This is a genomic window from Streptomyces sp. NPDC090442 (genome assembly GCF_044769405.1).
In the GTDB taxonomy this organism is placed as follows: domain Bacteria; phylum Actinomycetota; class Actinomycetes; order Streptomycetales; family Streptomycetaceae; genus Streptomyces.
In genome coordinates this window covers 1-25,524 of the sequence record NZ_JBIVXW010000068.1, presented here as the reverse complement: position 1 = coordinate 25,524, position 25,524 = coordinate 1, and the positions used below count along the sequence as shown (strand labels likewise).

General features: G+C 66.3%; 35 protein-coding genes and 1 pseudogene. All 36 read left to right on the top strand.

From position 1 onward, the window contains the following. Nucleotides 1-87: 87 nt before the first annotated feature. A complete protein-coding gene (locus ACIQU6_RS34670) occupies nt 88-3,987 on the top strand; it encodes a DNA-directed RNA polymerase subunit beta' (RefSeq protein WP_403485695.1) in 3,900 nt (1,299 codons plus the stop codon). A gap of 202 nt (nt 3,988-4,189) precedes the next feature. Next, entirely contained in the window at nt 4,190-4,669 is a 480-nt protein-coding gene (locus ACIQU6_RS34665; protein ID WP_383411229.1) for a DUF1707 and DUF4190 domain-containing protein, read from the top strand. A gap of 346 nt (nt 4,670-5,015) precedes the next feature. Beyond that, nucleotides 5,016-5,387 (top strand): 30S ribosomal protein S12, encoded by a 372-nt coding sequence (gene rpsL / locus ACIQU6_RS34660; RefSeq protein ID WP_003948652.1) that lies wholly within the window; start codon nt 5,016-5,018, stop codon nt 5,385-5,387. A gap of 2 nt (nt 5,388-5,389) precedes the next feature. Then, nucleotides 5,390-5,860 carry a 30S ribosomal protein S7 gene (gene rpsG, locus ACIQU6_RS34655; RefSeq protein ID WP_018538761.1) on the top strand — a complete coding sequence of 157 codons (471 nt, stop codon included), beginning with the start codon at nt 5,390-5,392 and terminating at the stop codon, nt 5,858-5,860. A gap of 39 nt (nt 5,861-5,899) precedes the next feature. Then, nucleotides 5,900-8,020, top strand: coding sequence for an elongation factor G (gene fusA / locus ACIQU6_RS34650; protein ID WP_403485694.1), 2,121 nt, complete (start codon nt 5,900-5,902; stop codon nt 8,018-8,020). A gap of 157 nt (nt 8,021-8,177) precedes the next feature. Next, nucleotides 8,178-9,371, top strand: coding sequence for an elongation factor Tu (tuf, locus tag ACIQU6_RS34645; protein WP_403485693.1), 1,194 nt, complete (start codon nt 8,178-8,180; stop codon nt 9,369-9,371). A gap of 423 nt (nt 9,372-9,794) precedes the next feature. After that, complete coding sequence (rpsJ, locus tag ACIQU6_RS34640) at nt 9,795-10,103, top strand: 30S ribosomal protein S10 (RefSeq protein WP_003948644.1); 309 nt, start codon at nt 9,795-9,797, stop codon at nt 10,101-10,103. Nucleotides 10,104-10,117: 14 nt separating this feature from the next. Then, entirely contained in the window at nt 10,118-10,762 is a 645-nt protein-coding gene (gene rplC / locus ACIQU6_RS34635; RefSeq protein WP_403485692.1) for a 50S ribosomal protein L3, read from the top strand. An 8-nt stretch (nt 10,763-10,770) separates the two neighbouring features. Continuing rightward, entirely contained in the window at nt 10,771-11,421 is a 651-nt protein-coding gene (gene rplD, locus ACIQU6_RS34630) for a 50S ribosomal protein L4 (protein WP_233657580.1), read from the top strand. Then, complete coding sequence (rplW, locus tag ACIQU6_RS34625) at nt 11,421-11,744, top strand: 50S ribosomal protein L23 (RefSeq protein ID WP_383411246.1); 324 nt, start codon at nt 11,421-11,423, stop codon at nt 11,742-11,744. The genes rplD and rplW overlap by 1 nt, the downstream gene beginning before the upstream one ends. A 39-nt stretch (nt 11,745-11,783) precedes the next feature. Next, nucleotides 11,784-12,620, top strand: coding sequence for a 50S ribosomal protein L2 (gene rplB, locus ACIQU6_RS34620; protein ID WP_016571056.1), 837 nt, complete (start codon nt 11,784-11,786; stop codon nt 12,618-12,620). Between the two features lie 12 nt (nt 12,621-12,632). Next, entirely contained in the window at nt 12,633-12,914 is a 282-nt protein-coding gene (gene rpsS, locus ACIQU6_RS34615) for a 30S ribosomal protein S19 (RefSeq protein ID WP_004571826.1), read from the top strand. A 44-nt stretch (nt 12,915-12,958) separates the two neighbouring features. After that, a complete protein-coding gene (gene rplV / locus ACIQU6_RS34610; RefSeq protein WP_009997296.1) occupies nt 12,959-13,306 on the top strand; it encodes a 50S ribosomal protein L22 in 348 nt (115 codons plus the stop codon). Next, on the top strand, nt 13,306-14,127 hold the full coding sequence (gene rpsC / locus ACIQU6_RS34605; RefSeq protein WP_043264894.1) for a 30S ribosomal protein S3: 822 nt from the start codon (nt 13,306-13,308) through the stop codon (nt 14,125-14,127). The genes rplV and rpsC overlap by 1 nt, the downstream gene beginning before the upstream one ends. A 5-nt stretch (nt 14,128-14,132) precedes the next feature. After that, nucleotides 14,133-14,552 carry a 50S ribosomal protein L16 gene (gene rplP, locus ACIQU6_RS34600; RefSeq protein WP_366329817.1) on the top strand — a complete coding sequence of 140 codons (420 nt, stop codon included), beginning with the start codon at nt 14,133-14,135 and terminating at the stop codon, nt 14,550-14,552. Beyond that, nucleotides 14,552-14,776 (top strand): 50S ribosomal protein L29, encoded by a 225-nt coding sequence (rpmC, locus tag ACIQU6_RS34595; RefSeq protein ID WP_046927445.1) that lies wholly within the window; start codon nt 14,552-14,554, stop codon nt 14,774-14,776. Before rplP ends, rpmC begins: the two co-directional genes overlap by 1 nt. Further along, nucleotides 14,776-15,060 (top strand): 30S ribosomal protein S17, encoded by a 285-nt coding sequence (gene rpsQ, locus ACIQU6_RS34590; protein ID WP_274915073.1) that lies wholly within the window; start codon nt 14,776-14,778, stop codon nt 15,058-15,060. The genes rpmC and rpsQ overlap by 1 nt, the downstream gene beginning before the upstream one ends. 100 nt (nt 15,061-15,160) lie before the next feature. Beyond that, nucleotides 15,161-15,529, top strand: coding sequence for a 50S ribosomal protein L14 (gene rplN, locus ACIQU6_RS34585; protein ID WP_003974257.1), 369 nt, complete (start codon nt 15,161-15,163; stop codon nt 15,527-15,529). 3 nt (nt 15,530-15,532) lie between these two features. Further along, the gene (gene rplX, locus ACIQU6_RS34580) at nt 15,533-15,856 is read left to right on the top strand and encodes a 50S ribosomal protein L24 (protein ID WP_274915074.1); all 324 of its coding nucleotides are present in this window, start codon (nt 15,533-15,535) and stop codon (nt 15,854-15,856) included. After that, on the top strand, nt 15,856-16,416 hold the full coding sequence (gene rplE / locus ACIQU6_RS34575; protein WP_274915075.1) for a 50S ribosomal protein L5: 561 nt from the start codon (nt 15,856-15,858) through the stop codon (nt 16,414-16,416). Before rplX ends, rplE begins: the two co-directional genes overlap by 1 nt. Nucleotides 16,417-16,421: 5 nt before the next feature. Beyond that, nucleotides 16,422-16,607 carry a type Z 30S ribosomal protein S14 gene (locus ACIQU6_RS34570; RefSeq protein ID WP_003956452.1) on the top strand — a complete coding sequence of 62 codons (186 nt, stop codon included), beginning with the start codon at nt 16,422-16,424 and terminating at the stop codon, nt 16,605-16,607. 240 nt (nt 16,608-16,847) lie between these two features. After that, a complete protein-coding gene (gene rpsH / locus ACIQU6_RS34565; protein WP_274915076.1) occupies nt 16,848-17,246 on the top strand; it encodes a 30S ribosomal protein S8 in 399 nt (132 codons plus the stop codon). A 21-nt stretch (nt 17,247-17,267) separates the two neighbouring features. Beyond that, entirely contained in the window at nt 17,268-17,807 is a 540-nt protein-coding gene (gene rplF / locus ACIQU6_RS34560; RefSeq protein ID WP_403485691.1) for a 50S ribosomal protein L6, read from the top strand. Between the two features lie 3 nt (nt 17,808-17,810). Continuing rightward, nucleotides 17,811-18,194, top strand: a complete 384-nt coding sequence (gene rplR, locus ACIQU6_RS34555; protein ID WP_274915078.1) for a 50S ribosomal protein L18 — start codon at nt 17,811-17,813, stop codon at nt 18,192-18,194. A gap of 46 nt (nt 18,195-18,240) precedes the next feature. Continuing rightward, nucleotides 18,241-18,843 (top strand): 30S ribosomal protein S5, encoded by a 603-nt coding sequence (gene rpsE, locus ACIQU6_RS34550; protein WP_403485690.1) that lies wholly within the window; start codon nt 18,241-18,243, stop codon nt 18,841-18,843. Beyond that, nucleotides 18,840-19,022 carry a 50S ribosomal protein L30 gene (gene rpmD / locus ACIQU6_RS34545; RefSeq protein ID WP_403485689.1) on the top strand — a complete coding sequence of 61 codons (183 nt, stop codon included), beginning with the start codon at nt 18,840-18,842 and terminating at the stop codon, nt 19,020-19,022. Before rpsE ends, rpmD begins: the two co-directional genes overlap by 4 nt. A 1-nt stretch (nt 19,023) precedes the next feature. Further along, complete coding sequence (rplO, locus tag ACIQU6_RS34540; protein WP_274915082.1) at nt 19,024-19,479, top strand: 50S ribosomal protein L15; 456 nt, start codon at nt 19,024-19,026, stop codon at nt 19,477-19,479. 225 nt (nt 19,480-19,704) lie between these two features. After that, nucleotides 19,705-21,018 (top strand): preprotein translocase subunit SecY, encoded by a 1,314-nt coding sequence (secY, locus tag ACIQU6_RS34535; protein WP_403485688.1) that lies wholly within the window; start codon nt 19,705-19,707, stop codon nt 21,016-21,018. Then, nucleotides 21,018-21,671, top strand: a complete 654-nt coding sequence (locus ACIQU6_RS34530) for an adenylate kinase (RefSeq protein WP_403485687.1) — start codon at nt 21,018-21,020, stop codon at nt 21,669-21,671. The genes secY and ACIQU6_RS34530 overlap by 1 nt, the downstream gene beginning before the upstream one ends. A gap of 105 nt (nt 21,672-21,776) precedes the next feature. Next, entirely contained in the window at nt 21,777-22,613 is an 837-nt protein-coding gene (map, locus tag ACIQU6_RS34525) for a type I methionyl aminopeptidase (protein WP_376564397.1), read from the top strand. A 173-nt stretch (nt 22,614-22,786) separates the two neighbouring features. Continuing rightward, a complete protein-coding gene (infA, locus tag ACIQU6_RS34520) occupies nt 22,787-23,008 on the top strand; it encodes a translation initiation factor IF-1 (RefSeq protein ID WP_003956442.1) in 222 nt (73 codons plus the stop codon). Nucleotides 23,009-23,067: 59 nt separating this feature from the next. After that, nucleotides 23,068-23,181: a 50S ribosomal protein L36 gene (gene rpmJ / locus ACIQU6_RS34515; RefSeq protein WP_003956441.1), complete on the top strand. Its 114-nt coding sequence runs from the start codon at nt 23,068-23,070 to the stop codon at nt 23,179-23,181. 198 nt (nt 23,182-23,379) lie between these two features. Beyond that, on the top strand, nt 23,380-23,760 hold the full coding sequence (gene rpsM / locus ACIQU6_RS34510) for a 30S ribosomal protein S13 (protein ID WP_018538741.1): 381 nt from the start codon (nt 23,380-23,382) through the stop codon (nt 23,758-23,760). Between the two features lie 64 nt (nt 23,761-23,824). Continuing rightward, on the top strand, nt 23,825-24,229 hold the full coding sequence (rpsK, locus tag ACIQU6_RS34505) for a 30S ribosomal protein S11 (protein ID WP_004571845.1): 405 nt from the start codon (nt 23,825-23,827) through the stop codon (nt 24,227-24,229). A 27-nt stretch (nt 24,230-24,256) separates the two neighbouring features. Continuing rightward, a complete protein-coding gene (gene rpsD, locus ACIQU6_RS34500) occupies nt 24,257-24,883 on the top strand; it encodes a 30S ribosomal protein S4 (protein WP_274915086.1) in 627 nt (208 codons plus the stop codon). 108 nt (nt 24,884-24,991) lie between these two features. Next, nucleotides 24,992-25,524 (top strand): annotated as a pseudogene (locus tag ACIQU6_RS34495) (DNA-directed RNA polymerase subunit alpha); the annotation flags it as partial.

Here is a 25,524-nt window from a genome sequence, read left to right as displayed (position 1 = left end):
GGGAGCTCCTTTCCCCAGGAGCTCCCGGCCCCTCCCCGGACCCCGTACAGACCATCTAGATACGACCCTGAGAGGGATTGACGCATAGTGCTCGACGTCAACTTCTTCGACGAGCTGCGGATCGGCCTCGCCACCGCTGACGACATCCGTCAGTGGTCCCACGGTGAGGTCAAGAAGCCGGAGACCATCAACTACCGCACCCTCAAGCCGGAAAAGGACGGGCTCTTCTGCGAGAAGATCTTCGGTCCCACCCGGGACTGGGAGTGCTACTGCGGTAAGTACAAGCGCGTCCGCTTCAAGGGCATCATCTGCGAGCGCTGCGGCGTCGAGGTCACTCGCGCCAAGGTGCGTCGTGAGCGGATGGGCCACATCGAGCTGGCCGCGCCCGTGACCCACATCTGGTACTTCAAGGGCGTCCCGAGCCGGCTGGGCTACCTGCTGGACCTCGCGCCCAAGGACCTTGAGAAGGTCATCTACTTCGCCGCCTACATGATCACGTGGGTGGACGAGGAGCGCCGTACGCGCGACCTGCCCTCGCTGGAGGCCCACGTCTCCGTCGAGCGCCAGCAGATCGAGCAGCGCCGCGACTCCGACCTGGAGGCCCGCGCCAAGAAGCTCGAGACCGACCTGGCCGAGCTGGAGGCCGAGGGCGCCAAGGCGGACGCCCGCCGCAAGGTGCGCGAGGGCGCCGAGCGCGAGATGAAGCAGCTCCGCGACCGCGCGCAGCGCGAGATCGACCGCCTCGACGAGGTCTGGAACCGCTTCAAGAACCTCAAGGTCCAGGACCTGGAGGGCGACGAGCTCCTCTACCGCGAGCTGCGTGACCGCTTCGGCACGTACTTCGACGGCTCCATGGGCGCCGCCGCGCTGCAGAAGCGCCTGGAGACCTTCGACCTCGACGAGGAGGCCGAGCGCCTCCGCGAGATCATCCGGACCGGCAAGGGCCAGAAGAAGACCCGTGCGCTCAAGCGCCTCAAGGTCGTCTCCGCCTTCCTGCAGACCCGCAACAGCCCCAAGGGCATGGTGCTGGACTGCATCCCGGTGATCCCGCCGGACCTGCGTCCGATGGTGCAGCTGGACGGTGGCCGCTTCGCGACCTCCGACCTGAACGACCTGTACCGCCGCGTCATCAACCGCAACAACCGCCTGAAGCGCCTTCTCGACCTCGGTGCGCCCGAGATCATCGTGAACAACGAGAAGCGCATGCTCCAGGAGGCCGTCGACGCGCTCTTCGACAACGGCCGTCGTGGTCGCCCGGTGACGGGCCCCGGCAACCGTCCGCTGAAGTCGCTGTCCGACATGCTCAAGGGCAAGCAGGGCCGCTTCCGTCAGAACCTGCTCGGTAAGCGCGTCGACTACTCGGCCCGTTCCGTCATCGTCGTCGGCCCGCAGCTCAAGCTGCACCAGTGCGGTCTGCCCAAGGCGATGGCGCTGGAGCTCTTCAAGCCGTTTGTGATGAAGCGCCTGGTGGACCTCAACCACGCGCAGAACATCAAGTCGGCCAAGCGCATGGTCGAGCGCGGCCGCACCGTGGTCTACGACGTCCTCGAAGAGGTCATCGCCGAGCACCCGGTGCTGCTGAACCGTGCGCCCACCCTGCACCGCCTCGGCATCCAGGCCTTCGAGCCGCAGCTGGTCGAGGGCAAGGCCATCCAGATCCACCCGCTCGTCTGCACCGCGTTCAACGCGGACTTCGACGGTGACCAGATGGCCGTCCACCTGCCGCTCTCCGCGGAGGCGCAGGCCGAGGCCCGCATCCTGATGCTGTCCTCGAACAACATCCTCAAGCCGGCCGACGGCCGGCCGGTCACCATGCCGACCCAGGACATGGTGCTGGGCCTCTTCTTCCTCACCACGGACGAGGAGGAGCGCGAGGTCAAGGGTGAGGGCCGCTCGTTCGCCTCGGTCTCCGAGGCGATCATGGCCTTCGACGCCCGCGAGCTCTCGCTCCAGGCGAAGGTCGACATCCGCTTCCCGATCGGCACCGTGCCGCCCCGCGGCTGGACCCCGCCGGCCCCGGCGGAGGGCGAGCCGGAGTGGCAGCAGGGCGACAGCTTCCGGCTGCGGACGACCCTGGGTCGCGCGCTCTTCAACGAGCTGCTGCCCGAGGACTACCCGTTCGTCGACTACTCGGTGGGCAAGAAGCAGCTCTCCGCGATCGTCAACGACCTGGCCGAGCGCTACCCGAAGGTCATCGTGGCGGCGACGCTCGACAACCTGAAGGCGTCCGGCTTCTACTGGGCCACCCGCTCCGGCGTCACCGTCGCCGTCTCCGACATCGTCGTGCCGGAGGCCAAGAAGGCGATCGTCGCCGGTTACGAGGCGCAGGACGAGAAGGTCCAGAAGCAGTACGAGCGCGGTCTGATCACCAAGGACGAGCGCACGCAGGAGCTCATCAACATCTGGACCAAGGCGACCAACGAGGTCGCCGAGGCGATGAATGAGAACTTCCCGAAGACCAACCCCATCTTCATGATGGTGGACTCGGGTGCGCGCGGAAACATGATGCAGATGCGTCAGATCGCGGGTATGCGTGGTCTGGTGTCGAACGCCAAGAACGAGACGATCCCGCGTCCGATCAAGGCGTCGTTCCGCGAGGGTCTGACCGTGCTGGAGTACTTCATCTCCACCCACGGTGCCCGTAAGGGTCTCGCCGACACCGCCCTGCGTACCGCCGACTCCGGTTACCTCACCCGTCGTCTGGTCGACGTCTCCCAGGACGTCATCATTCGCGAGGAGGACTGCGGCACCGAGCGCGGCCTGAAGCTGCGGATCGGTTCGAAGGGCGCGGACGGCATCCTGCGCAAGGCGGACGACGTCGAGTCCTCCGTGTACGCGCGGATGCTCGCCGAGGACGTGGTGGTCGACGGCAAGGTCGTCGCCCCGGCCAACGTCGACCTCGGTGACGTGCTGATCGACCAGCTGATCGCGCACGGCGTGGAGGAGGTCAAGACCCGCTCGGTCCTGACCTGTGAGTCCGCGGTCGGCACCTGCGCCTTCTGCTACGGCCGTTCGCTGGCCACCGGCAAGCTGGTCGACATCGGTGAGGCGGTCGGCATCATCGCCGCCCAGTCCATCGGTGAGCCCGGCACCCAGCTGACGATGCGTACCTTCCACACCGGTGGTGTGGCCGGTGACGACATCACCCTGGGTCTGCCGCGTGTCGTCGAGCTCTTCGAGGCCCGTACGCCCAAGGGCGTCGCCCCGATCTCGGAGGCGGCCGGCCGCGTCCGGATCGAGGAGACCGAGAAGACCAAGAAGGTCATCGTCACGCCGGACGACGGCAGCGACGAGACGGCCTACCCCGTCTCCAAGCGCGCCCGCATGCTGGTGACCGAGGGCGACCACGTGCAGGTCGGCCAGCCGCTGACCGTCGGTGCGATCAACCCGCACGACGTGCTGCGGATCCTGGGTCAGCGTGCCGTCCAGGTCCACCTGGTCGGCGAGGTCCAGAAGGTCTACAACAGCCAGGGCGTGGCGATCCACGACAAGCACATCGAGATCATCATCCGGCAGATGCTGCGCCGCGTGACGATCATCGAGTCCGGCGACGCGGAGCTGCTGCCGGGCGAGCTCGTGGAGCGCTCGAAGTTCGAGGGCGAGAACCGTCGCGTGGTGGCGGAAGGCGGCCACCCGGCCTCCGGCCGTCCGCAGCTGATGGGTATCACCAAGGCCTCGCTGGCGACGGAGTCCTGGCTGTCGGCCGCCTCCTTCCAGGAGACGACCCGAGTCCTGACGGACGCGGCGATCAACGCCAAGTCCGACAGCCTCATCGGCCTCAAGGAGAACGTCATCATCGGTAAGCTCATCCCGGCCGGTACGGGCCTGTCCCGTTACCGCAACATCCGGGTCGAGCCCACCGAAGAGGCCAAGGCCGCGATGTACTCGGCCGTCGGTTACGACGACATCGACTACTCGCCGTTCGGCACCGGCTCTGGCCAGGCGGTCCCGCTGGAGGACTACGACTACGGTCCGTACAACCAGTAAGCACGCCGTTCCGTCCGCAGGGCGGTCACCCCACGTGGGTGGCCGCCCTGCGGCGTTCGCGCACCCTGGGAACTTGTTCTCCCATTGCCGCGTCTGTGATGAGAGGATGGGGACAACTGTTGAGCGGGGGGAGGTTCGCGACATGGCATTCCAGCCGTGGCAGGGTGGGCAACCTGCTCAAAACCCTTACCAGGCACCGGCCATGCGTGCCTCGCACGCCGATCGCGAGCGGGCGGTCGACGTGTTGAAGGCGGGCTTCGCCGAGGGGCGGCTCGCCCAGCCCGAGTACGAGCAGCGGATCTCCCGCGCGTACCAGGCCCAAACCCACGCGGAACTGCAGATGTTGGTCGCGGACCTGCCCCAAGGGCCGGTTCCCCAGGCGCAGTTCGCGCCGCGGCCGGCGGTGCCCGCGACGTTCCTCCCGATGCAGATGCCGATGCCGCAGTCGACCAACGGCTCCGCCACGGGTGCCCTGGTCTGCGGGTTGCTCGCGCCGTTCACCTGGGGGGTGACGTCGGTCCCCGCGGTGATCTTGGGGCACAAGGCGCGGGCCGAGATCCGGCGCACGGGGGAGCGGGGGGACGGCCAGGCGATCGCCGGGCTGGTGATCGGTTGGCTCGGGATCGGGGCCTGGGCCCTGTTCTTCCTGGTGATGGCACTGATCGCGGTGGCCCACTCCTGAGGGGCGTGCGCCTTCTTCCGTAGGTGCCGGGGACGCACTACGGTGGCCGCAGCGCGGGGGGAGTCCGGCGTGTCCTTCGCGTGTGCATTTGTTTTGACCGCAGCCAATGCGCTAGGTACGCTCTGACCTTGTGCCTGGGGTGTCCCTGGGCTGCCGTGCGCGCCTTCTCCCGTTGGTACCGACCGGAGAATCCCGGCAGCACGGAAGCCGGGTTTTGACACCGCAATCTGCCGCCGCCCTCGTTCCAGCGAGGCAGGTCTGCAGTATTCGACACACCCGACCGCGTGGGTCGGGGAGCGTTCCAGGTTAGCTTTACCGAGACTGGCACACAGAAACCGGAGAAGTAGTGCCTACGATCCAGCAGCTGGTCCGTAAGGGCCGGCAGGACAAGGTCGAGAAGAACAAGACGCCCGCACTTGAGGGTTCGCCCCAGCGCCGTGGCGTCTGCACGCGTGTGTTCACGACCACCCCGAAGAAGCCGAACTCGGCCCTGCGTAAGGTCGCACGTGTGCGCCTGACCAGCGGGATCGAGGTCACCGCTTACATTCCGGGTGAGGGCCACAACCTGCAGGAGCACTCGATCGTGCTCGTGCGCGGCGGCCGTGTGAAGGACCTGCCGGGTGTTCGGTACAAGATCATCCGCGGCTCCCTCGACACGCAGGGCGTCAAGAACCGCAAGCAGGCTCGCAGCCGCTACGGCGCCAAGAAGGAGAAGTAAGAATGCCTCGTAAGGGCCCCGCCCCGAAGCGCCCGGTCATCATCGACCCGGTCTACGGCTCTCCTCTGGTGACCTCCCTCATCAACAAGGTGCTGCTGAACGGCAAGCGCTCCACCGCTGAGCGCATCGTCTACGGCGCCATGGAGGGTCTGCGCGAGAAGACCGGCACCGACCCGGTCATCACGCTGAAGCGCGCGCTGGAGAACATCAAGCCGACCCTTGAGGTCAAGTCCCGCCGTGTCGGTGGCGCGACCTACCAGGTCCCGGTCGAGGTCAAGCCCGGCCGCGCCGCCACCCTCTCGCTCCGCTGGCTCGTGGGCTACTCCCGCGCCCGCCGCGAGAAGACCATGACCGAGCGCCTCATGAACGAACTGCTCGACGCCTCCAACGGCCTCGGCGCTTCGGTCAAGAAGCGTGAGGACACGCACAAGATGGCCGAGTCCAACAAGGCCTTCGCGCACTACCGCTGGTAGTCGCAACCCACATCGAGACCGAGAGAAGACTGAGCCACTATGGCTACCACTTCGCTTGACCTGGCCAAGGTCCGCAACATCGGGATCATGGCCCACATCGACGCGGGCAAGACGACCACCACCGAGCGGATCCTGTTCTACACCGGTGTTTCTTACAAGATCGGTGAGGTCCACGACGGCGCTGCCACGATGGACTGGATGGAGCAGGAGCAGGAGCGTGGCATCACCATCACGTCTGCCGCGACGACCTGCCACTGGCCGCTGGACGACGTCGACAACACCATCAACATCATCGACACCCCGGGCCACGTCGACTTCACCGTCGAGGTGGAGCGCTCGCTGCGCGTGCTCGACGGTGCGGTGACGGTGTTCGACGGCGTCGCCGGTGTCGAGCCCCAGTCCGAGACCGTTTGGCGTCAGGCGGACCGCTACGGCGTTCCGCGCATCTGCTTCGTCAACAAGCTGGACCGCACGGGCGCCGAGTTCCACCGTTGCGTCGACATGATCGTGGACCGCCTCGGCGCGACCCCGATCGTGATGCAGCTCCCGATCGGCACCGAGGCGGACTTCAAGGGTGTCGTCGACCTCGTCACCATGAAGGCCCTGGTCTGGTCGGCCGAGGCCGCCAAGGGCGAGATGTACGACACCGTCGACATCCCGGAAACGCACATCGAGGCTGCCGACGAATGGCGCGGCAAGCTCCTTGAGGCCGTGGCCGAGAACGACGAAGAGGTCATGGAGCTGTACCTGGAGGGCCAGGAGCCCACCGTGGAGCAGCTCTACGCGGCGATCCGTCGGATCACCATCGCCTCCGGCAAGGCTGACGCCACCACCGTCACCCCGGTGTTCTGTGGCACCGCGTTCAAGAACAAGGGCGTGCAGCCCCTGCTCGACGCGGTCGTGCGCTACCTCCCCTCCCCGCTGGACGTCGAGGCCATCGAGGGCCACGCGGTCGGCAACGCGGACGAGGTCGTCAAGCGCAAGCCGTCCGAGGACGAGCCGCTGTCCGCCCTGGCGTTCAAGATCGCGAGCGACCCCCACCTGGGCAAGCTCACCTTCATCCGCGTGTACTCGGGTCGCCTTGAGGCCGGCTCGCAGGTGCAGAACTCGGTGAAGGGCAAGAAGGAGCGCATCGGCAAGATCTACCGGATGCACGCGAACAAGCGTGAGGAGATCGACGCGGTGGGTGCCGGCGACATCGTCGCCGTCATGGGTCTGAAGCAGACCACCACCGGTGAGACCCTCTGCGACGCGTCGAACCCGGTGATCCTTGAGTCGATGGAGTTCCCGGCCCCGGTCATCCAGGTCGCCATCGAGCCCAAGTCGAAGGGCGACCAGGAGAAGCTGGGCGTCGCGATCCAGCGTCTCGCCGAGGAAGACCCCTCGTTCCAGGTGCACACCGACGAGGAGACCGGCCAGACCATCATCGCGGGTATGGGCGAGCTGCACCTCGACGTGCTGGTCGACCGTATGAAGCGCGAGTTCCGGGTCGAGGCCAACGTCGGCAAGCCGCAGGTCGCGTACCGCGAGACCCTGCGCAAGGCGGTTGAGCGCCTCGACTACACGCACAAGAAGCAGACTGGTGGTTCCGGCCAGTTCGCGAAGGTGCAGATCGCCATCGCACCGCTTGAGGGCGACGGGTACGAGTTCGAGAACAAGGTCACCGGTGGCCGCATCCCGCGGGAGTACATCCCGTCCGTGGACGCGGGCTGCCAGGAGGCCATGGAGTTCGGTGTTCTCGCCGGCTACCCGCTGACCGGTGTCAAGGTCACGCTCCTCGACGGCGCCTTCCACGAGGTCGACTCGTCGGAAATGGCGTTCAAGATCGCCGGCTCGATGGCCTTCAAGGAGGCCGCCCGCAAGGCCAGCCCGGCCCTGCTGGAGCCGATGATGAAGGTCGAGGTCACCACGCCCGAGGACTACATGGGCGACGTGATCGGCGACATCAACTCCCGCCGTGGTCAGATCCAGTCCATGGAGGACCGCGCCGGCGCCAAGCTCGTCACGGGCCTGGTTCCGCTCTCGGAGATGTTCGGCTACGTCGGAGACCTCCGCAGCAAGACGTCGGGTCGCGCGAGCTACTCGATGCAGTTCGACTCCTACGCCGAGGTTCCCAAGAACGTCGCCGAGGAGATCATCGCCAAGGCCAAGGGCGAGTAACTCACCCACCGAGTTCACGCTCTAGGCTTGACTCCGGAGCCTGCCGGGGCATTCCGCCGCAACAGCGGAGGAATGCCCCCGGGCCCCGGGCTATCCAGCAAAGATCACCTGGCGCCGATGAGTAAGGCGTACAGAACCACTCCACAGGAGGACCCCAGTGGCGAAGGCGAAGTTCGAGCGGACTAAGCCGCACGTCAACATCGGCACCATCGGTCACATTGACCACGGTAAGACGACCCTCACGGCCGCCATTACCAAGGTGCTGCACGACGCGTACCCGGACCTGAACGAGGCCTCGGCCTTCGACCAGATCGACAAGGCTCCTGAGGAGCGCCAGCGCGGTATCACCATCTCCATCGCGCACGTCGAGTACCAGACCGAGACGCGTCACTACGCCCACGTTGACTGCCCCGGTCACGCGGACTACATCAAGAACATGATCACCGGTGCCGCCCAGATGGACGGCGCGATCCTGGTGGTCGCCGCGACCGACGGCCCGATGCCGCAGACCAAGGAGCACGTGCTCCTGGCCCGCCAGGTCGGCGTTCCGTACATCGTTGTCGCCCTGAACAAGGCCGACATGGTGGACGACGAGGAGATCCTGGAGCTCGTCGAGCTCGAGGTCCGTGAGCTCCTCTCCGAGTACGAGTTCCCCGGCGACGAGGTTCCGGTCGTCAAGGTCTCCGCTCTGAAGGCCCTTGAGGGCGACAAGGAGTGGGGCAACTCCATCCTTGAGCTGATGAAGGCCGTCGACGAGTCGATCCCGCAGCCGGAGCGCGACGTTGACAAGCCGTTCCTGATGCCGATCGAGGACGTCTTCACGATCACCGGTCGTGGCACCGTCGTCACCGGTCGTATCGAGCGCGGTGTCCTGAAGGTCAACGAGCAGGTTGACATCATCGGCATCAAGCAGGACAAGACCTCGACGACCGTCACCGGCATCGAGATGTTCCGCAAGCTGCTCGACGAGGGCCAGGCCGGTGAGAACGTCGGTCTGCTGCTCCGCGGCATCAAGCGCGAGGACGTCGAGCGCGGCCAGGTCATCATCAAGCCGGGCTCGGTCACCCCGCACACCGAGTTCGAGGCGCAGGCCTACATCCTGTCCAAGGACGAGGGTGGCCGTCACACGCCGTTCTTCAACAACTACCGTCCGCAGTTCTACTTCCGTACGACTGACGTGACCGGTGTTGTGACCCTCCCCGAGGGCACCGAGATGGTCATGCCGGGCGACAACACCGAGATGTCGGTCCAGCTGATCCAGCCGGTCGCCATGGAGGAGGGCCTGAAGTTCGCCATCCGTGAGGGTGGCCGGACCGTCGGCGCCGGCCAGGTCACCAAGATCAACAAGTAAGTTGATCCGGTTGACCCGGTAGCTCCCCGGAGCACTTGAGGAGCCCCGCTCACCACCAGGTGGGCGGGGCTCCTTGACAGTTGGGCCCCGATTGGCCTTACGCAACCCCCGTATGGCACACTGTCCAGGTTGCTCGGTTGAGTGCCGATGCTGCGCGCCTCCCGCCGGGGGGACCGGAAGCGAGTCCCAGGTATTCGTCGCCCCTTTTCAGGGGTGGAAGTACGGGAATCTTCCGGGAAGCGTCAGCGGGGTGCCTCTGCCAGGCGCCCGGTGGGTGTTCTTCCCCACGCTCTCCTCCTTGAGGGATCTCCTTCGCGGAGACTTACGAGAAGGAGCGCGACACGCCCGACCGCGTGGGTCGGAGAAGAGTATCGACCCCATCGGGTCCCAGAGCGTTACGAGAGACAGGACTACGAAGTAGCCATGGCGGGACAGAAGATCCGCATCCGGCTCAAGGCCTACGACCACGAGGTCATCGACTCCTCGGCGAAGAAGATCGTCGAGACGGTGACCCGCACTGGTGCGTCGGTCGCGGGCCCGGTGCCGCTGCCCACTGAGAAGAACGTGTACTGCGTCATCAAGTCGCCGCACAAGTACAAGGACTCGCGCGAGCACTTCGAGATGCGCACGCACAAGCGCCTGATCGACATCCTCGACCCGACGCCCAAGACCGTTGACTCGCTGATGCGCCTGGACCTTCCGGCCGGCGTTGACATCGAGATCAAGCTCTGAGAGGCGCGGAAGAGATGGCTAAGCAGATCAAGGGGCTCCTGGGCGAGAAGCTCGGCATGACCCAGGTCTGGGACGAGAACAACCGTGTCGTCCCGGTGACCGTGGTGAAGGCCGGCCCCTGCGTCGTTACCCAGGTGCGCACCAATGACCAGGACGGCTACGACTCCGTCCAGATCGCCTTCGGCGAGATCGACCCGCGCAAGGTGAACAAGCCCCTCAAGGGCCACTTCGCGAAGGCCGACGTCACCCCCCGCCGTCACCTCGTCGAGGTCCGTACCGCCGACGCGAGCGAGTACGCCCTCGGCCAGGAGCTCTCCGCCGAGGTCTTCGAGGCCGGCGTGAAGGTGGACGTGACCGGCAAGAGCAAGGGCAAGGGCTTCGCCGGTGTCATGAAGCGTCACGGCTTCCATGGCGGCAAGGCGTCCCACGGTGCCCACCGCGTGCACCGCAAGCCGGGCTCCATCGGTGGCTGCGCCACCCCGGGCCGCGTGTTCAAGGGCATGCGGATGGCCGGCCGTATGGGCAATGAGCGGGTCACCACCCAGAACCTGACCGTCCACGCCGTTGACGCGGAGAAGGGTCTGCTGCTCATCAAGGGCGCAGTTCCTGGTCCGAACGGCGGCCTCGTCCTGGTCCGTACCGCGGCCAAGGGGGCCTGAGGTAACCGATGAGCACCATTGACATCCTTTCGCCGGCAGGCGACAAGGCCGGGACCGTCGAGCTCCCCGCGGAGATCTTCGACGCGAAGGTCAGCGTTCCGCTGATCCACCAGGTCGTCGTCGCGCAGCTGGCCGCTGCCCGTCAGGGCACGCACAAGACCAAGACCCGCGGCGAGGTCCGCGGCGGTGGCAAGAAGCCTTACCGCCAGAAGGGCACCGGCCGCGCGCGCCAGGGTTCGACCCGTGCGCCGCAGTTCGCCGGCGGTGGCGTCGTCCACGGCCCCGTGCCGCGTGACTACAGCCAGCGGACCCCGAAGAAGATGAAGGCCGCCGCCCTGCGCGGTGCCCTCTCCGACCGGGCCCGCCACAGCCGCATCCACGTCGTCTCCGGCGTGGTCGACGGCGCGGTGTCCACCAAGGCCGCCAAGGGCCTGCTCGGCAAGGTCAGCGACCGCAAGAACGTCCTGCTGGTTGCCGAGCGCTCCGACGAGGCCGCGTGGCTGTCCGCCCGCAACCTGCCCCAGGTCCACATCCTGGAGCCGGGCCAGCTGAACACGTACGACGTGCTCGTCTCCGACGACGTGGTCTTCACCAAGGCCGCCTTCGAGTCCTTCGTGTCTGGCCCCAAGGCCGTTGAGACCGAAGGGAGCGACGCCTGATGACTGAGGCCGTCGTCACCAGCAAGACCTTCTCGGACCCGCGTGACGTCCTCGTCAAGCCGGTCGTCTCCGAGAAGAGCTACGCGCTGCTGGACGAGAACAAGTACACGTTCATCGTCGCGCCCGGCGCGAACAAGACCCAGATCAAGCAGGCCGTCGAGGCGGTCTTCTCGGTCAAGGTCACCGGGGTCAACACGATCAACCGGCAGGGCAAGCGCAAGCGCACCCGCACCGGTTTCGGTAAGCGCGCCAACACCAAGCGCGCCATCGTGACCCTCGCCGAGGGCGACCGTATCGACATCTTCGGCGGCCCGGTCTCCTAACGGAGTCCGAGTCGTCCGGAATCGGACGAGGACTGAGAAATGGGTATCCGCAAGTACAAGCCGACGACCCCGGGCCGTCGTGGCTCCAGCGTCGCCGACTTTGTCGAGATCACGCGGTCCACGCCGGAGAAGTCGCTGGTCCGCCCGCTGCACAGCAAGGGCGGCCGTAACAACGCCGGTCGTGTGACCGTTCGCCACCAGGGCGGTGGCCACAAGCGCGCCTACCGCGTGATCGACTTCCGTCGTCACGACAAGGACGGCGTGCCGGCCAAGGTCGCGCACATCGAGTACGACCCGAACCGCACCGCGCGCATCGCGCTGCTGCACTACGCCGACGGCGAGAAGCGCTACATCATCGCGCCGCGCGGCCTGCAGCAGGGTGACCGGATTGAGAATGGCGCTGGCGCCGACATCAAGCCGGGCAACAACCTGCCGCTGCGCAACATCCCGGTCGGTACGACCATCCACGCCATCGAGCTGCGGCCCGGCGGCGGCGCGAAGTTCGCCCGCTCCGCGGGTGCCTCCGTGCAGCTGCTGGCGCGTGAGGGCTCCATGGCCCACCTGCGCATGCCGTCCGGCGAGATCCGCCTGGTCGACGTTCGCTGCCGCGCCACCGTCGGCGAGGTCGGCAACGCCGAGCAGTCGAACATCAACTGGGGCAAGGCCGGCCGTATGCGCTGGAAGGGCGTCCGCCCGACCGTGCGTGGTGTCGTGATGAACCCGGTTGACCACCCGCACGGTGGTGGTGAGGGCAAGACCTCCGGTGGTCGCCACCCGGTCTCGCCCTGGGGCAAGAAGGAGGGTCGTACTCGCTCGCCGAAGAAGGCCAGCAACAAGTACATCGTCCGCCGCCGCAAGACGAACAAGAAGCGCTAGGAGCGGGTTTAGATGCCGCGCAGTCTCAAGAAGGGGCCCTTCGTCGACGACCACCTCGCCAAGAAGGTGGATGTTCAGAACGAAGCCGGCACCAAGAACGTCATCAAGACCTGGTCCCGCCGCTCCATGATCGTCCCGGCCATGCTCGGCCACACGATCGCGGTGCACGACGGCCGCAAGCACGTCCCGGTGTTCGTCACCGAGTCGATGGTCGGCCACAAGCTCGGCGAGTTTGCGCCGACCCGCACCTTCCGCGGCCACGAGAAGGACGACCGCAAGTCGCGTCGTCGCTGATCGACCGGAGTGCGAAGACTATGACTGACACCGAAGGGACAACCATGGAAGCCAGGGCCCAGGCGCGGTACATCCGCGTCACGCCCATGAAGGCCCGCCGCGTGGTGGACCTTATCCGTGGCATGGATGCCACGGAGGCTCAGGCGGTCCTGCGTTTCGCCCCGCAGGCCGCGAGCGTGCCGGTGGGCAAGGTGCTGGACAGCGCCATTGCCAACGCCGCGCACAACTACGACCACACGGACGCCTCCACGCTGGTTATCAGCGAGGCGTACGTGGACGAGGGCCCGACCCTGAAGCGGTTCCGTCCGCGTGCCCAGGGTCGTGCCTACCGGATCCGCAAGCGGACCAGCCACATCACCGTGGTCGTCAGCAGCAAGGAAGGAACCCGGTAATGGGCCAGAAGGTAAACCCGCACGGGTTCCGGCTCGGCGTGACGACGGACTTCAAGTCCCGCTGGTACGCCGACAAGCTGTACAAGGACTACGTCAAGGAAGACGTCGCCATTCGTCGCATGATGACGAAGGGCATGGAGCGCGCCGGTATCTCCAAGGTGGAGATCGAGCGCACCCGTGAGCGCGTCCGCGTTGACATCCACACCGCTCGCCCGGGCATCGTCATCGGCCGCCGCGGCGCCGAGGCCGACCGCATCCGCGGTGAGCTGGAGAAGCTGACCGGCAAGCAGGTCCAGCTGAACATCCTCGAGGTCAAGAACCCCGAGACCGATGCTCAGCTCGTGGCCCAGGCCGTCGCCGAGCAGCTCTCGTCCCGCGTCTCCTTCCGTCGCGCCATGCGCAAGAGCATGCAGTCGACGATGAAGGCCGGCGCCAAGGGCATCAAGATCCAGTGTGGTGGCCGTCTCGGCGGCGCCGAGATGTCCCGCTCGGAGTTCTACCGCGAGGGTCGTGTGCCCCTGCACACCCTCCGCGCGAACGTCGACTACGGCTTCTTCGAGGCCAAGACCACCTTCGGCCGCATCGGCGTGAAGGTCTGGATCTACAAGGGCGACGTCAAGAACATCGCTGAGGTGCGCGCCGAGAACGCCGCCGCCCGTGCGGGCAACCGCCCGGCCCGCGGTGGCAACGAGCGTCCGCGCCGCGGTGGCGAGCGTGGCGGTCGCGGCCGCAAGCCGCAGCAGCAGAGCGCCGCTGCCGAGGCCCCCAAGGCCGAGGCCGCTGCCGCTGCTCCGGCGGAGAACCCTGGAACGGAGGGCTGACCGACATGCTGATCCCTCGCAGGGTCAAGCACCGCAAGCAGCACCACCCGAAGCGGAACGGTATGGCCAAGGGCGGTACCGAGCTTGCCTTCGGTGAGTACGGCATTCAGGCCGTCACCCCGGCCTACGTGACGAACCGGCAGATCGAGTCCGCTCGTATCGCCATGACCCGTCACATCAAGCGCGGCGGCAAGGTGTGGATCAACATCTACCCCGACCGCCCGCTGACGAAGAAGCCTGCCGAGACCCGCATGGGTTCCGGTAAGGGTTCGCCGGAGTGGTGGATCGCGAACGTCAAGCCGGGTCGGGTGATGTTCGAGCTGTCCTTCCCGAACGAGAAGGTTGCTAAGGAGGCGCTGACCCGCGCCGCCCACAAGCTTCCGATGAAGTGCCGCATCGTTCGGCGCGAGGCAGGTGAATCGTGATGTCGGCCGTTACCAAGGCGTCCGAGCTGCGCGAGCTGAACAACGAGGACCTCGTTGCCAAGCTCCGTGAGGCCAAGGAAGAGCTGTTCAACCTCCGCTTCCAGGCGGCGACCGGACAGCTCGAGAACCACGGCCGGCTGAAGGCCGTCCGCAAGGACATCGCCCGGATCTACACCCTGATGCGTGAGCGCGAGCTCGGCATCGAGACGGTGGAGAGCGCCTGATGAGCGAGAAGAATGTGACTGAGCAGAAGACCGAGCGCGGTTTCCGCAAGACCCGTGAGGGTCTGGTCGTCAGCGACAAGATGGACAAGACCGTCGTCGTCGCCGTCGAGGACCGCGTCAAGCACGCGCTGTACGGCAAGGTCATCCGCCGTACCAACAAGCTCAAGGCGCACGACGAGCAGAACGCCGCTGGCGTCGGCGACCGTGTCCTCCTCATGGAGACCCGGCCGCTGTCCGCGACGAAGCGCTGGCGCGTCGTCGAGATCCTCGAAAAGGCCAAGTAATCCCTCCTAGGGGGACCCCCTAGGAACAGTTCCGCCAGGCTCGGCAGGTGTTTCCTCGCGAAACACCTGCCGGGAACCGGCAGACATTCAGGAGATAGACGTGATCCAGCAGGAGTCTCGGCTTCGCGTCGCCGACAACACGGGTGCGAAGGAAATCCTCACCATCCGTGTTCTCGGTGGCTCGGGTCGACGCTACGCGGGCATCGGTGACGTCATCGTTGCCACCGTCAAGGACGCGATCCCCGGCGGCAACGTGAAGAAGGGTGACGTCGTCAAGGCCGTCATCGTTCGCACCGTCAAGGAGCGCCGCCGTCCGGACGGCTCGTACATCCGCTTCGACGAGAACGCGGCCGTCATCCTCAAGAACGATGGCGACCCCCGCGGCACCCGTATCTTCGGCCCCGTGGGCCGTGAGCTGCGCGAGAAGAAGTTCATGAAGATCATCTCGCTCGCGCCGGAGGTGCTGTAACCGATGAAGATCAAGAAGGGCGACCTGGTCCAGGTCATCACCGGTAAGGACAAGGGCAAGCAGGGCAAGGTCATCGCGGCCTACCCCCGCGAGGACCGCGTCCTGGTCGAGGGTGTCAACCGGGTCAAGAAGCACACCAAGGCCGGACAGACCGCTCGTGGGTCGCAGACCGGCGGCATCGTGACGACCGAGGCCCCCATCCACGTCAGCAACGTTCAGCTGGTCGTGGAGAAGGACGGCAACAAGGTCGTCACCCGCGTCGGGTACCGCTTCGACGACGAGGGCAACAAGATCCGCGTTGCCAAGCGGACCGGTGAGGACATCTGATGACTGCCACCACCAACGCGCCGCGTCTGAAGACGCGCTACCGCGAAGAGATCGCCGGGAAGCTGAAGGACGAGTTCTCCTACGAGAACGTCATGCAGATCCCCGGTCTGACCAAGATCGTGGTCAACATGGGTGTGGGCGACGCCGCCCGCGACTCCAAGCTGATCGAGGGCGCCGTGCGCGACCTCACCACGATCACCGGCCAGAAGCCGGCCGTCACCAAGGCCCGGAAGTCCATCGCGCAGTTCAAGCTGCGCGAGGGCCAGCCGATCGGCGCCCACGTCACCCTCCGCGGTGACCGCATGTGGGAGTTCCTGGACCGCCTGCTGTCGCTGGCGCTGCCGCGCATCCGCGACTTCCGTGGTCTGTCCCCGAAGCAGTTCGACGGTCGGGGCAACTACACCTTCGGTCTCACGGAGCAGGTCATGTTCCACGAGATCGACCAGGACAAGATCGACCGCACCCGGGGTATGGACATCACCGTGGTCACCACGGCGACCAACGACGACGAGGGCCGCGCCCTCCTTCGTCACCTCGGCTTCCCGTTCAAGGAGGCGTGAGCGAGATGGCGAAGAAGGCTCTGATTGCCAAGGCTGCTCGCAAGCCGAAGTTCGGTGTGCGCGCGTACACCCGCTGCCAGCGCTGCGGCCGTCCGCACTCCGTGTACCGCAAGTTCGGCCTCTGCCGCGTGTGCCTTCGTGAGATGGCTCACCGCGGCGAGCTGCCGGGCGTGACCAAGAGCTCCTGGTAATCCCCCAGTTGGGGATTACCGGAGGCTCTCGGTAAGCAATCGGTCGGCGGGTGCCCAGACCCACTTCCCGTACGCTGGAAGGGTTTGGGCGCCCCGCCGCCCGAGACCGACCGCGGGTACCCACCCGCATAACGTCGCTTACTACGCCGTAGGTCCCCGTGCCGCACCCGTCCCGACCCTGATCGGGGAGAGGGATGGCGCAGATAGGAAACCCCGGCGAGAGAGGCCGAAGGCCAATTCATGACCATGACTGATCCCATCGCAGACATGCTGACCCGTCTGCGGAACGCGAACTCGGCATACCACGACACCGTGTTGATGCCGCACAGCAAGATCAAGTCGCACATCGCGGAGATCCTCCAGCAGGAGGGTTACATCACCGGCTGGCGCGTCGAGGACGCCGAGGTTGGCAAGAACCTCGTCCTGGAGCTCAAGTTCGGCCCGAACCGCGAGCGCTCGATCGCCGGCATCAAGCGGATCTCGAAGCCGGGTCTGCGGGTCTACGCCAAGTCCACCAACCTGCCGCGGGTCCTCGGTGGCCTGGGCGTGGCGATCATCTCCACGTCCCACGGTCTCCTGACCGGCCAGCAGGCGCAGAAGAAGGGCGTGGGTGGGGAAGTCCTCGCCTACGTCTGGTAACAGGGAACGGAGGAATAGCTAATGTCGCGCATTGGCAAGCTGCCCATCCAGGTTCCCGCTGGTGTGGACGTCACCATCGAGGGCCGCACGGTCAACGTGAAGGGCCCCAAGGGTGCCCTTTCGCACACCGTCGCGGCGCCCATCGAGGTCGCCAAGGGTGAGGACGGCTCCATCGCCGTCTCCCGTCCGAACGACGAGCGTCAGAACAAGGCCCTGCACGGCCTGTCCCGCACGCTGGTGGCGAACATGATCACCGGCGTGACCCAGGGCTACGCGAAGAAGCTTGAGATCAGCGGTGTCGGTTACCGCGTCCAGGCCAAGGGTTCCAACCTGGAGTTCTCCCTGGGCTACAGCCACCCGATCCTGATCGAGGCGCCCGCGGGCATCTCCTTCAAGGTCGAGTCGCCGACGAAGTTCAGCGTCGAGGGCATCGACAAGCAGAAGGTCGGCGAGGTCGCCGCGAACATCCGCAAGCTGCGGAAGCCCGACCCGTACAAGGCCAAGGGCGTCAAGTACGAGGGCGAAGTCATCCGCCGCAAGGTCGGAAAGGCTGGTAAGTAAGCCATGGCATACGGTGTGAAGATCGCTAAGGGCAACGCCTACAAGCGCGCTGCCGCCAAGCGTCGCCACATCCGCATCCGCAAGCGGATTTCGGGTACGCAGGAGCGCCCCCGTCTGGTCGTGACGCGGTCGAACCGCGGCATCTTCGCCCAGGTCATCGACGACGTTCAGGGTCACACCCTGGCGTCGGCTTCGACCCTGGACGCGTCGATCCGTGGTGGCGAGGGTGACAAGAGCGCCCAGGCCCAGAAGGTTGGCGCCCTGGTCGCCGAGCGTGCCAAGGCCGCCGGTGTCGAGGCCGTCGTGTTCGACCGCGGTGGCAAGCAGTACGCCGGGCGGATTGCCGCTCTGGCCGACGCCGCCCGCGAAGCCGGGCTGAAGTTCTAAGCCCCGGTTCCGGAGCTAGCGGACGTAACAGAGAGAGGTAAATCCAATGGCTGGACCCCAGCGCCGCGGCAGCGGTGCCGGTGGCGGCGAGCGGCGGGACCGGAAGGGTCGCGACGGTGGCGCTGCCGCCGAGAAGACCGCGTACGTTGAGCGCGTTGTCGCGATCAACCGCGTCGCCAAGGTTGTCAAGGGTGGTCGTCGTTTCAGCTTCACCGCGCTGGTCGTGGTGGGCGACGGTGACGGCACCGTAGGTGTCGGTTACGGCAAGGCCAAGGAAGTTCCGGCTGCCATCGCCAAGGGCGTGGAAGAGGCCAAGAAGAACTTCTTCAAGGTCCCCCGTATCGCCGGTACCGTTCCGCACCCGATCCAGGGCGAGAAGGCTGCGGGCGTCGTCCTGCTCAAGCCGGCTTCCCCCGGTACCGGTGTGATCGCCGGTGGCCCGGTGCGCGCCGTCCTGGAGTGCGCGGGCATCCACGACGTGCTGAGCAAGTCGCTCGGTTCGTCGAACCCGATCAACATCGTGCACGCCACGGTGGCGGCGCTCAAGGGCCTGCAGCGGCCCGAGGAGATCGCCGCCCGTCGTGGTCTGCCGCTGGAGGACGTTGCTCCCGCCGCTCTGCTGCGGGCGCGTGCCGGGGTGAATGCGTGATGCGCATCAAGATCACCCAGACCAAGTCCTACATCGGTAGCAAGCAGAACCACCGTGACACGCTCCGTTCGCTGGGCCTCAAGCGCCTGAACGACAGTGTTGTCCGGGATGCCCGTCCCGAGGTCATCGGCATGGTCCACACCGTGCGTCACCTCGTGACGGTCGAGGAGGTCGACTGACATGGCGGAGACCAACCCGCTGAAGGTCCACAACCTCCGGCCCGCCCCGGGCGCCAAGACCGCCAAGACCCGTGTCGGTCGTGGTGAGGCGTCCAAGGGTAAGACCGCTGGTCGTGGTACCAAGGGCACCAAGGCCCGTTACCAGGTTCCGGAGCGCTTCGAGGGTGGGCAGATGCCCCTCCACATGCGCCTCCCGAAGCTGAAGGGCTTCAAGAACCCCGCCCACAAGCAGTTCCAGGTCGTGAACCTGGAGAAGCTGGCCGCGCTCTACCCGCAGGGTGGCGAGGTCACGGTGGCCGACCTGGTCGCCAAGGGCGCGGTGCGCAAGAACGAGCTCGTCAAGGTCCTGGGCCAGGGCGAGATCTCCGTGGCGCTCCAGGTGACGGTGGACTCCGTCTCCGGTTCCGCCAAGGAGAAGATCACCGCTGCCGGTGGCAGCGTCACCGAACTCCTCTGAGTTCGTTGGTTCAACTGACCGGGGATGCCCATCGATTGGGGCATCCCCGGTTGGTCGTTCCACGGGGGTACGGTCGCCGGTAAGGTGGCCTGCACTGTTTGATTTGTCCGGGGGCCGCCCCGGCACCCGCCGTGCGGGCCGACTCCGCACGGTACAGCCGCTAATTCGTCGATCCTCAAGACCGTCACCTCCCGACCGCATGGGGCGGGGGGCGCAGGAGGCACCGTGCTCACCGCGTTCGCCCGAGCGTTCAAGACGCCCGACCTGCGCAAGAAGCTGCTGTTCACACTGGGCATCATCGTGCTCTACCGGATCGGGGCGCACATCCCGGTCCCAGGGGTGAACTACGCGAACGTCGAGACCTGCATGAAGCAGGCCGGCGGCAACAGCGGGTTGTTCGCCCTGGTGAACATGTTCAGCGGTGGAGCGCTGCTGCAGATCACGATCTTCGCGCTGGGGATCATGCCGTACATCACGGCGAGCATCATCCTCCAGCTGCTGACCGTGGTGATCCCCAGGCTGGAGGCCCTCAAGAAGGAGGGGCAGTCCGGCCAGGCGAAGATCACCCAGTACACCCGCTATCTGACCGTGGCGCTGGCCGTGTTGCAGGGCACCGGTCTGGTGGCCACCGCCCGCAGCGGTGCGCTCTTCCAGAGCTGCCCGGTCGCCAGCCAGATCGTGCCCAACGACTCGATCTTCACCACCATCACGATGGTGATCACGATGACCGCCGGCACCTGCCTGATCATGTGGCTCGGTGAGCTGGTCACCGACCGCGGCATCGGCAACGGCATGTCCATCCTGATGTTCATCTCGATCGCCGCCGGTTTCCCGGGCGCGCTGTGGCAGATCAAGCTGACCGGCAAGCTGGCCGACGGCTGGATCGAGTTCTTCTCGGTGATCGTGGTGGGCCTGGCGATGGTCGCCCTGGTGGTCTTCGTCGAGCAGGCGCAGCGGCGGATCCCGGTGCAGTACGCGAAGCGCATGATCGGTCGCCGGTCTTACGGCGGTACGTCCACGTACATCCCGCTGAAGGTGAACCAGGCGGGTGTGATTCCCGTCATCTTCGCGTCATCGTTGCTCTACATCCCGGCCCTGATCGTTCAGTTCAGCGGTTCGAAGGCGGGCTGGGCGACGTGGATCGCCACCAACTTCACCAAGGGAAATCACCCGGTTTACATCGCGGCGTACTTCTTGCTCATCGTTTTCTTCGCCTTCTTCTACGTGGCCATCAGCTTCAACCCCGAAGAAGTTGCCGACAACATGAAGAAGTATGGTGGCTTCATCCCGGGCATCCGGGCTGGTCGCCCGACGGCCGAGTACCTCAGCTACGTGCTCAACCGGATCACGTGGCCGGGCTCGCTGTACCTGGGGCTGATCGCGCTCGTACCAACAGTGGCGTTGGTGCTGTTCAACGCGAACCAGAACTTCCCGTTCGGCGGGACGAGCATCCTGATCATCGTGGGTGTGGGTCTGGAGACCGTGAAGCAGATTGAGAGCCAGCTTCAGCAGCGCAACTACGAAGGGTTCCTCCGCTGATGCGAATCGTCCTCGTCGGACCCCCGGGAGCCGGTAAGGGTACGCAGGCCGCGTACCTCGCCAAGGACCTGGCGATCCCGCACATCTCCACGGGGGACCTGTTCCGGGCCAACATCTCGCAGGGCACGCCCCTGGGCGTCGAGGCCAAGTCCTACATGGACGCCGGCAACCTCGTCCCGGACTCGGTCACCATCGGGATGGCCGAGGACCGCATGGGGCAGGCCGACGCGGCCGAGGGATTCCTGTTGGACGGGTTCCCGCGCAACCTCGGTCAGGCCGAGGCGCTGGACGCGTACCTCCGGGGCCAGGGCCTGAAGTTGGACGCGGTGCTGGACCTTGAGGTCCCCGAGGACGAGGTGGTCAAGCGGATCGCCGGCCGGCGGATCTGCCGCAAGGACTCCAGCCACGTCTTCCACGTCGAGTACAACCCGCCCAAGGCCGAGGGCGTTTGCGACGTGTGCGGCGGCGAGCTGTACCAGCGCGAGGACGACCGCGAGGACACCGTCCGCAAGCGGCTGGAGGTCTACCACTCGGAGACCGAGCCGATCATCGACTACTACAAGTCCCAGGACCTGGTCGTCACGATCCCGGCCCTCGGCAAGGTCGCGGAGGTCACCCAGCGGGCGATGAACGCCCTGGGGCGCGGCGAATAAGCGAGCAACTCGGTACGGCCGCGGTGTCCCACACGGGCGCCGCGGCCGTAGTGTTGGGTGGGCGGGACGGACCCGCGGACACGAGCGAAGGCGGTAGGCACCGGCATGCTGGAGATCAAGAACCCCGCGCAGATCGCGAAGATGCGCGAGGCGGGGCTGGTGGTCGCCGCCATCCACGCCGCGACCCGTGAGGTCGCGGTGCCGGGCGCCACGACTAAGGACCTGGACGAGGCCGCGCGCAAGGTGCTCGCCGAGCACGGCTCGAAGTCCAACTTCCTCGGCTACGGCGGCTTCCCCGCCACGATCTGCACCTCCGTCAACGACGTTGTGGTGCACGGCATTCCGTCCGCCGACACGGTCCTGGCCGACGGCGACATCATCTCCATCGACTGCGGCGCGATCATCGACGGCTGGCACGGCGACGCGGCGTACACCGCCTTCGTCGGCTCCGGCCACTCCGCCGAGCTGGTCGAACTCAGCCGGGTCACCGAGGAGTCGATGTGGGCCGGCATCGCCGCGGTCGCCAAGGGCAACCGGCTGGTGGACATCTCCAAGGCGATCGAGGGCTACATCCGTCGCCAACCCCGCCCGGCCAGCGGCAAGTACGGCATCGTCGAGGACTACGGCGGCCACGGCATCGGCTCGCAGATGCACATGGACCCGCACCTGCTGAACTACGTCGACCGCAAGCGCGGCCGGGGCCCGAAGCTGGTGCCCGGCTTCTGCATCGCCATCGAGCCGATGGTCAACCTCGGCACCGCCAAGACCCACGTCCTGGACGACGACTGGACGGTCAAGACCAACGACGGCAGCTGGTCCTCGCACTGGGAGCACTCGGTCGCGCTGACCGAGGACGGCCCGCTGGTGCTGACCGCGCCGGACGGCGGCAAGGCCAAGCTGGCCTCCCTCGGCATCACCGCGGCGCCCGACCCCCTGGGCTAAGTCACCGGCCTTGGCGCATAAGGATCTTCGTCCGCGGGCAATAACCCTGGATTCGTCTTTTCTCAGGCACTGACGTAGACTGACGCGTCGGCTCTCGTGCATCCGTGTGCCCGCACATAGGGTGCCGGCCGTGCACATGAGTCGATCAAGGTAGCCGATCCGAAAGGCGAAGCGTGGCCAAGAAGCAAGGTGCCATCGAGATCGAGGGCACCGTGATCGAGTCTCTGCCGAACGCGATGTTCAAGGTGGAGCTCCAGAACGGTCACAAGGTCCTCGCGCACATCAGCGGCAAGATGCGGATGCACTACATCCGCATCCTCCCGGATGACCGGGTCGTCGTGGAGCTCTCTCCCTACGACCTGACGCGTGGCCGAATCGTCTACCGCTACAAGTAGATCTTGCCGAAGCCCCGCTCCCGTGGGGCATGGGCACTGACCCGGAGAACCTCACACCCATGAAGGTCAAGCCGAGCGTCAAGAAGATCTGCGACAAGTGCAAGGTGATCCGCCGCCACGGCCGGGTCATGGTCATCTGCGACAACCTGCGCCACAAGCAGCGCCAGGGCTGACGCACGCCGACCACCTGCAACTTCGCAGTTCGCGCGACGCGAGAAGTACACGTACATACGCAGTCACCCGACCCCCGCGCCCGGCGCGAGGGGACGACACCCCCGGCTCGGAGGCCGGGGACCCGGCTCGTAATGCCGCAGAGTCTTACGGGAACGGTGCTGCGGAAGACCTCCGAATAGCCATCAGGAGCCACATCAATGGCACGCCTCGCAGGCGTTGACCTCCCGCGCGACAAGCGCGTGGTGGTCGGCCTCACCTACGTTTTCGGCATCGGGCGCACGCTCTCGGAGCAGACCCTCGCCGCGACCGGCGTGAACCCGGACACCCGGGTTCGCGACCTGACCGAGGAAGACCTCGTCAAGATCCGCGAGTACGTGGACAACAACCTCAAGACCGAGGGTGACCTCCGTCGCGAGATCCAGGCCGACATCCGCCGCAAGGTCGAGATCGGCTGCTACCAGGGTCTGCGTCACCGCCGCGGCCTGCCGGTGCACGGTCAGCGCACCAGCACGAACGCCCGTACCCGCAAGGGTCCGCGTCGCGCGATCGCCGGCAAGAAGAAGCCGGGCAAGAAGTAGTCCTCAGCAGGACCCCGCCAGCGGTCTTCGCTGTAGGACCGACCACCTCCACGGGAGTTATTGAATGCCTCCGAAGGGCCGTACGGCCGGCGCCAAGAAGGTGCGCCGCAAGGAGAAGAAGAACGTCGCCCACGGGCACGCTCACATCAAGAGCACGTTCAACAACACGATCGTCTCGATCACCGACCCGACCGGGAACGTGATCTCTTGGGCCTCTGCCGGCCACGTCGGCTTCAAGGGCTCGCGCAAGTCCACCCCCTTCGCCGCGCAGATGGCCGCCGAGTCGGCCGCCCGCCGCGCGCAGGAGCACGGCATGCGCAAGGTCGACGTCTTCGTCAAGGGTCCGGGCTCGGGCCGCGAGACCGCCATCCGTTCGCTGCAGGCGACCGGCCTTGAGGTGGGCTCCATCCAGGACGTCACCCCCACCCCGCACAACGGATGCCGCCCGCCCAAGCGTCGCCGCGTCTGACCCACTGAAGTAGGAGACAACTAGACAATGGCGCGTTACACCGGGGCCGACTGCAAGCGTTGCCGTCGGGAGAAGCAGAAGCTCTTCCTCAAGGGGAGCAAGTGCGAGAGCGCAAAGTGCCCGATCGAGATCCGTCCTTACCCCCCGGGTGAGCACGGTCGCGGGCGCACCAAGGACAGCGAGTACCTGCTGCAGCTTCGCGAGAAGCAGAAGTGCAGCCGCATCTACGGCGTCCTTGAGAAGCAGTTCGTGAACTACTACAAGGAAGCGAACCAGAAGACCGGCAAGACCGGTGAGAACCTTCTGCGCATCCTTGAGACCCGCCTCGACAACGTGGTCTACCGGGCCGGCTTCGCCAAGTCCCGCGACCACGCCCGTCAGCTGGTGCGTCACGGACACATCCAGGTCAACGGCCGCAAGACCGACATCCCGTCGGCGCGCGTGGCCGTGCACGACGTCATCGAGGTCCGCGAGGGCTCTCGCGCCCTGACCCCCTTCGAGGTGGCCAAGGCCGAGGCCGGCGAGAAGACCGTTCCGGCATGGCTGGAGGCGGTCCCCGGGCAGCTGCGGATCCTCGTGCACAGCCTGCCCGAGCGCCAGGTGATCGACACCCAGGTGCAGGAACAGCTGATCGTCGAGCTCTACTCCAAGTAAGAGCTGACCGGTGGGGGCGGTACGGAGCCGATGGCGCCGTGCCGCCCGTACCCTTGTCAGTACAGCGGACGTCAAATAGCGGGCGTCCACGACTGAAGGAAACACATCATGCTGATCGCTCAGCGCCCCTCGTTGACCGAAGAGGTCGTCGACGAGTACCGCTCCCGGTTCGTCATCGAGCCGCTGGAGCCCGGCTTCGGCTACACCCTCGGCAACTCCCTTCGCCGGACCCTGCTCTCCTCGATCCCGGGTGCGGCGGTCACGTCCATCCGCATCGACGGCGTGCTGCACGAGTTCACCACCGTGCCCGGCGTCAAGGAAGACGTCACCGACCTGATCCTCAACATCAAGCAGCTCGTCGTCTCCTCCGAGCACGACGAGCCGGTCGTGATGTACCTGCGCAAGCAGGGCCCCGGCGTCGTCACCGCCGCCGACATCGCGCCGCCGGCCGGTGTCGAGGTGCACAACCCCGACCTGGTCCTGGCCACGCTGAACGGCAAGGGCAAGCTGGAGATGGAGCTGACCGTCGAGCGCGGTCGCGGCTACGTCTCCGCCGTCCAGAACAAGCAGGTCGGCCAGGAGATCGGCCGGATCCCGGTCGACTCGATCTACTCGCCGGTGCTCAAGGTCACGTACAAGGT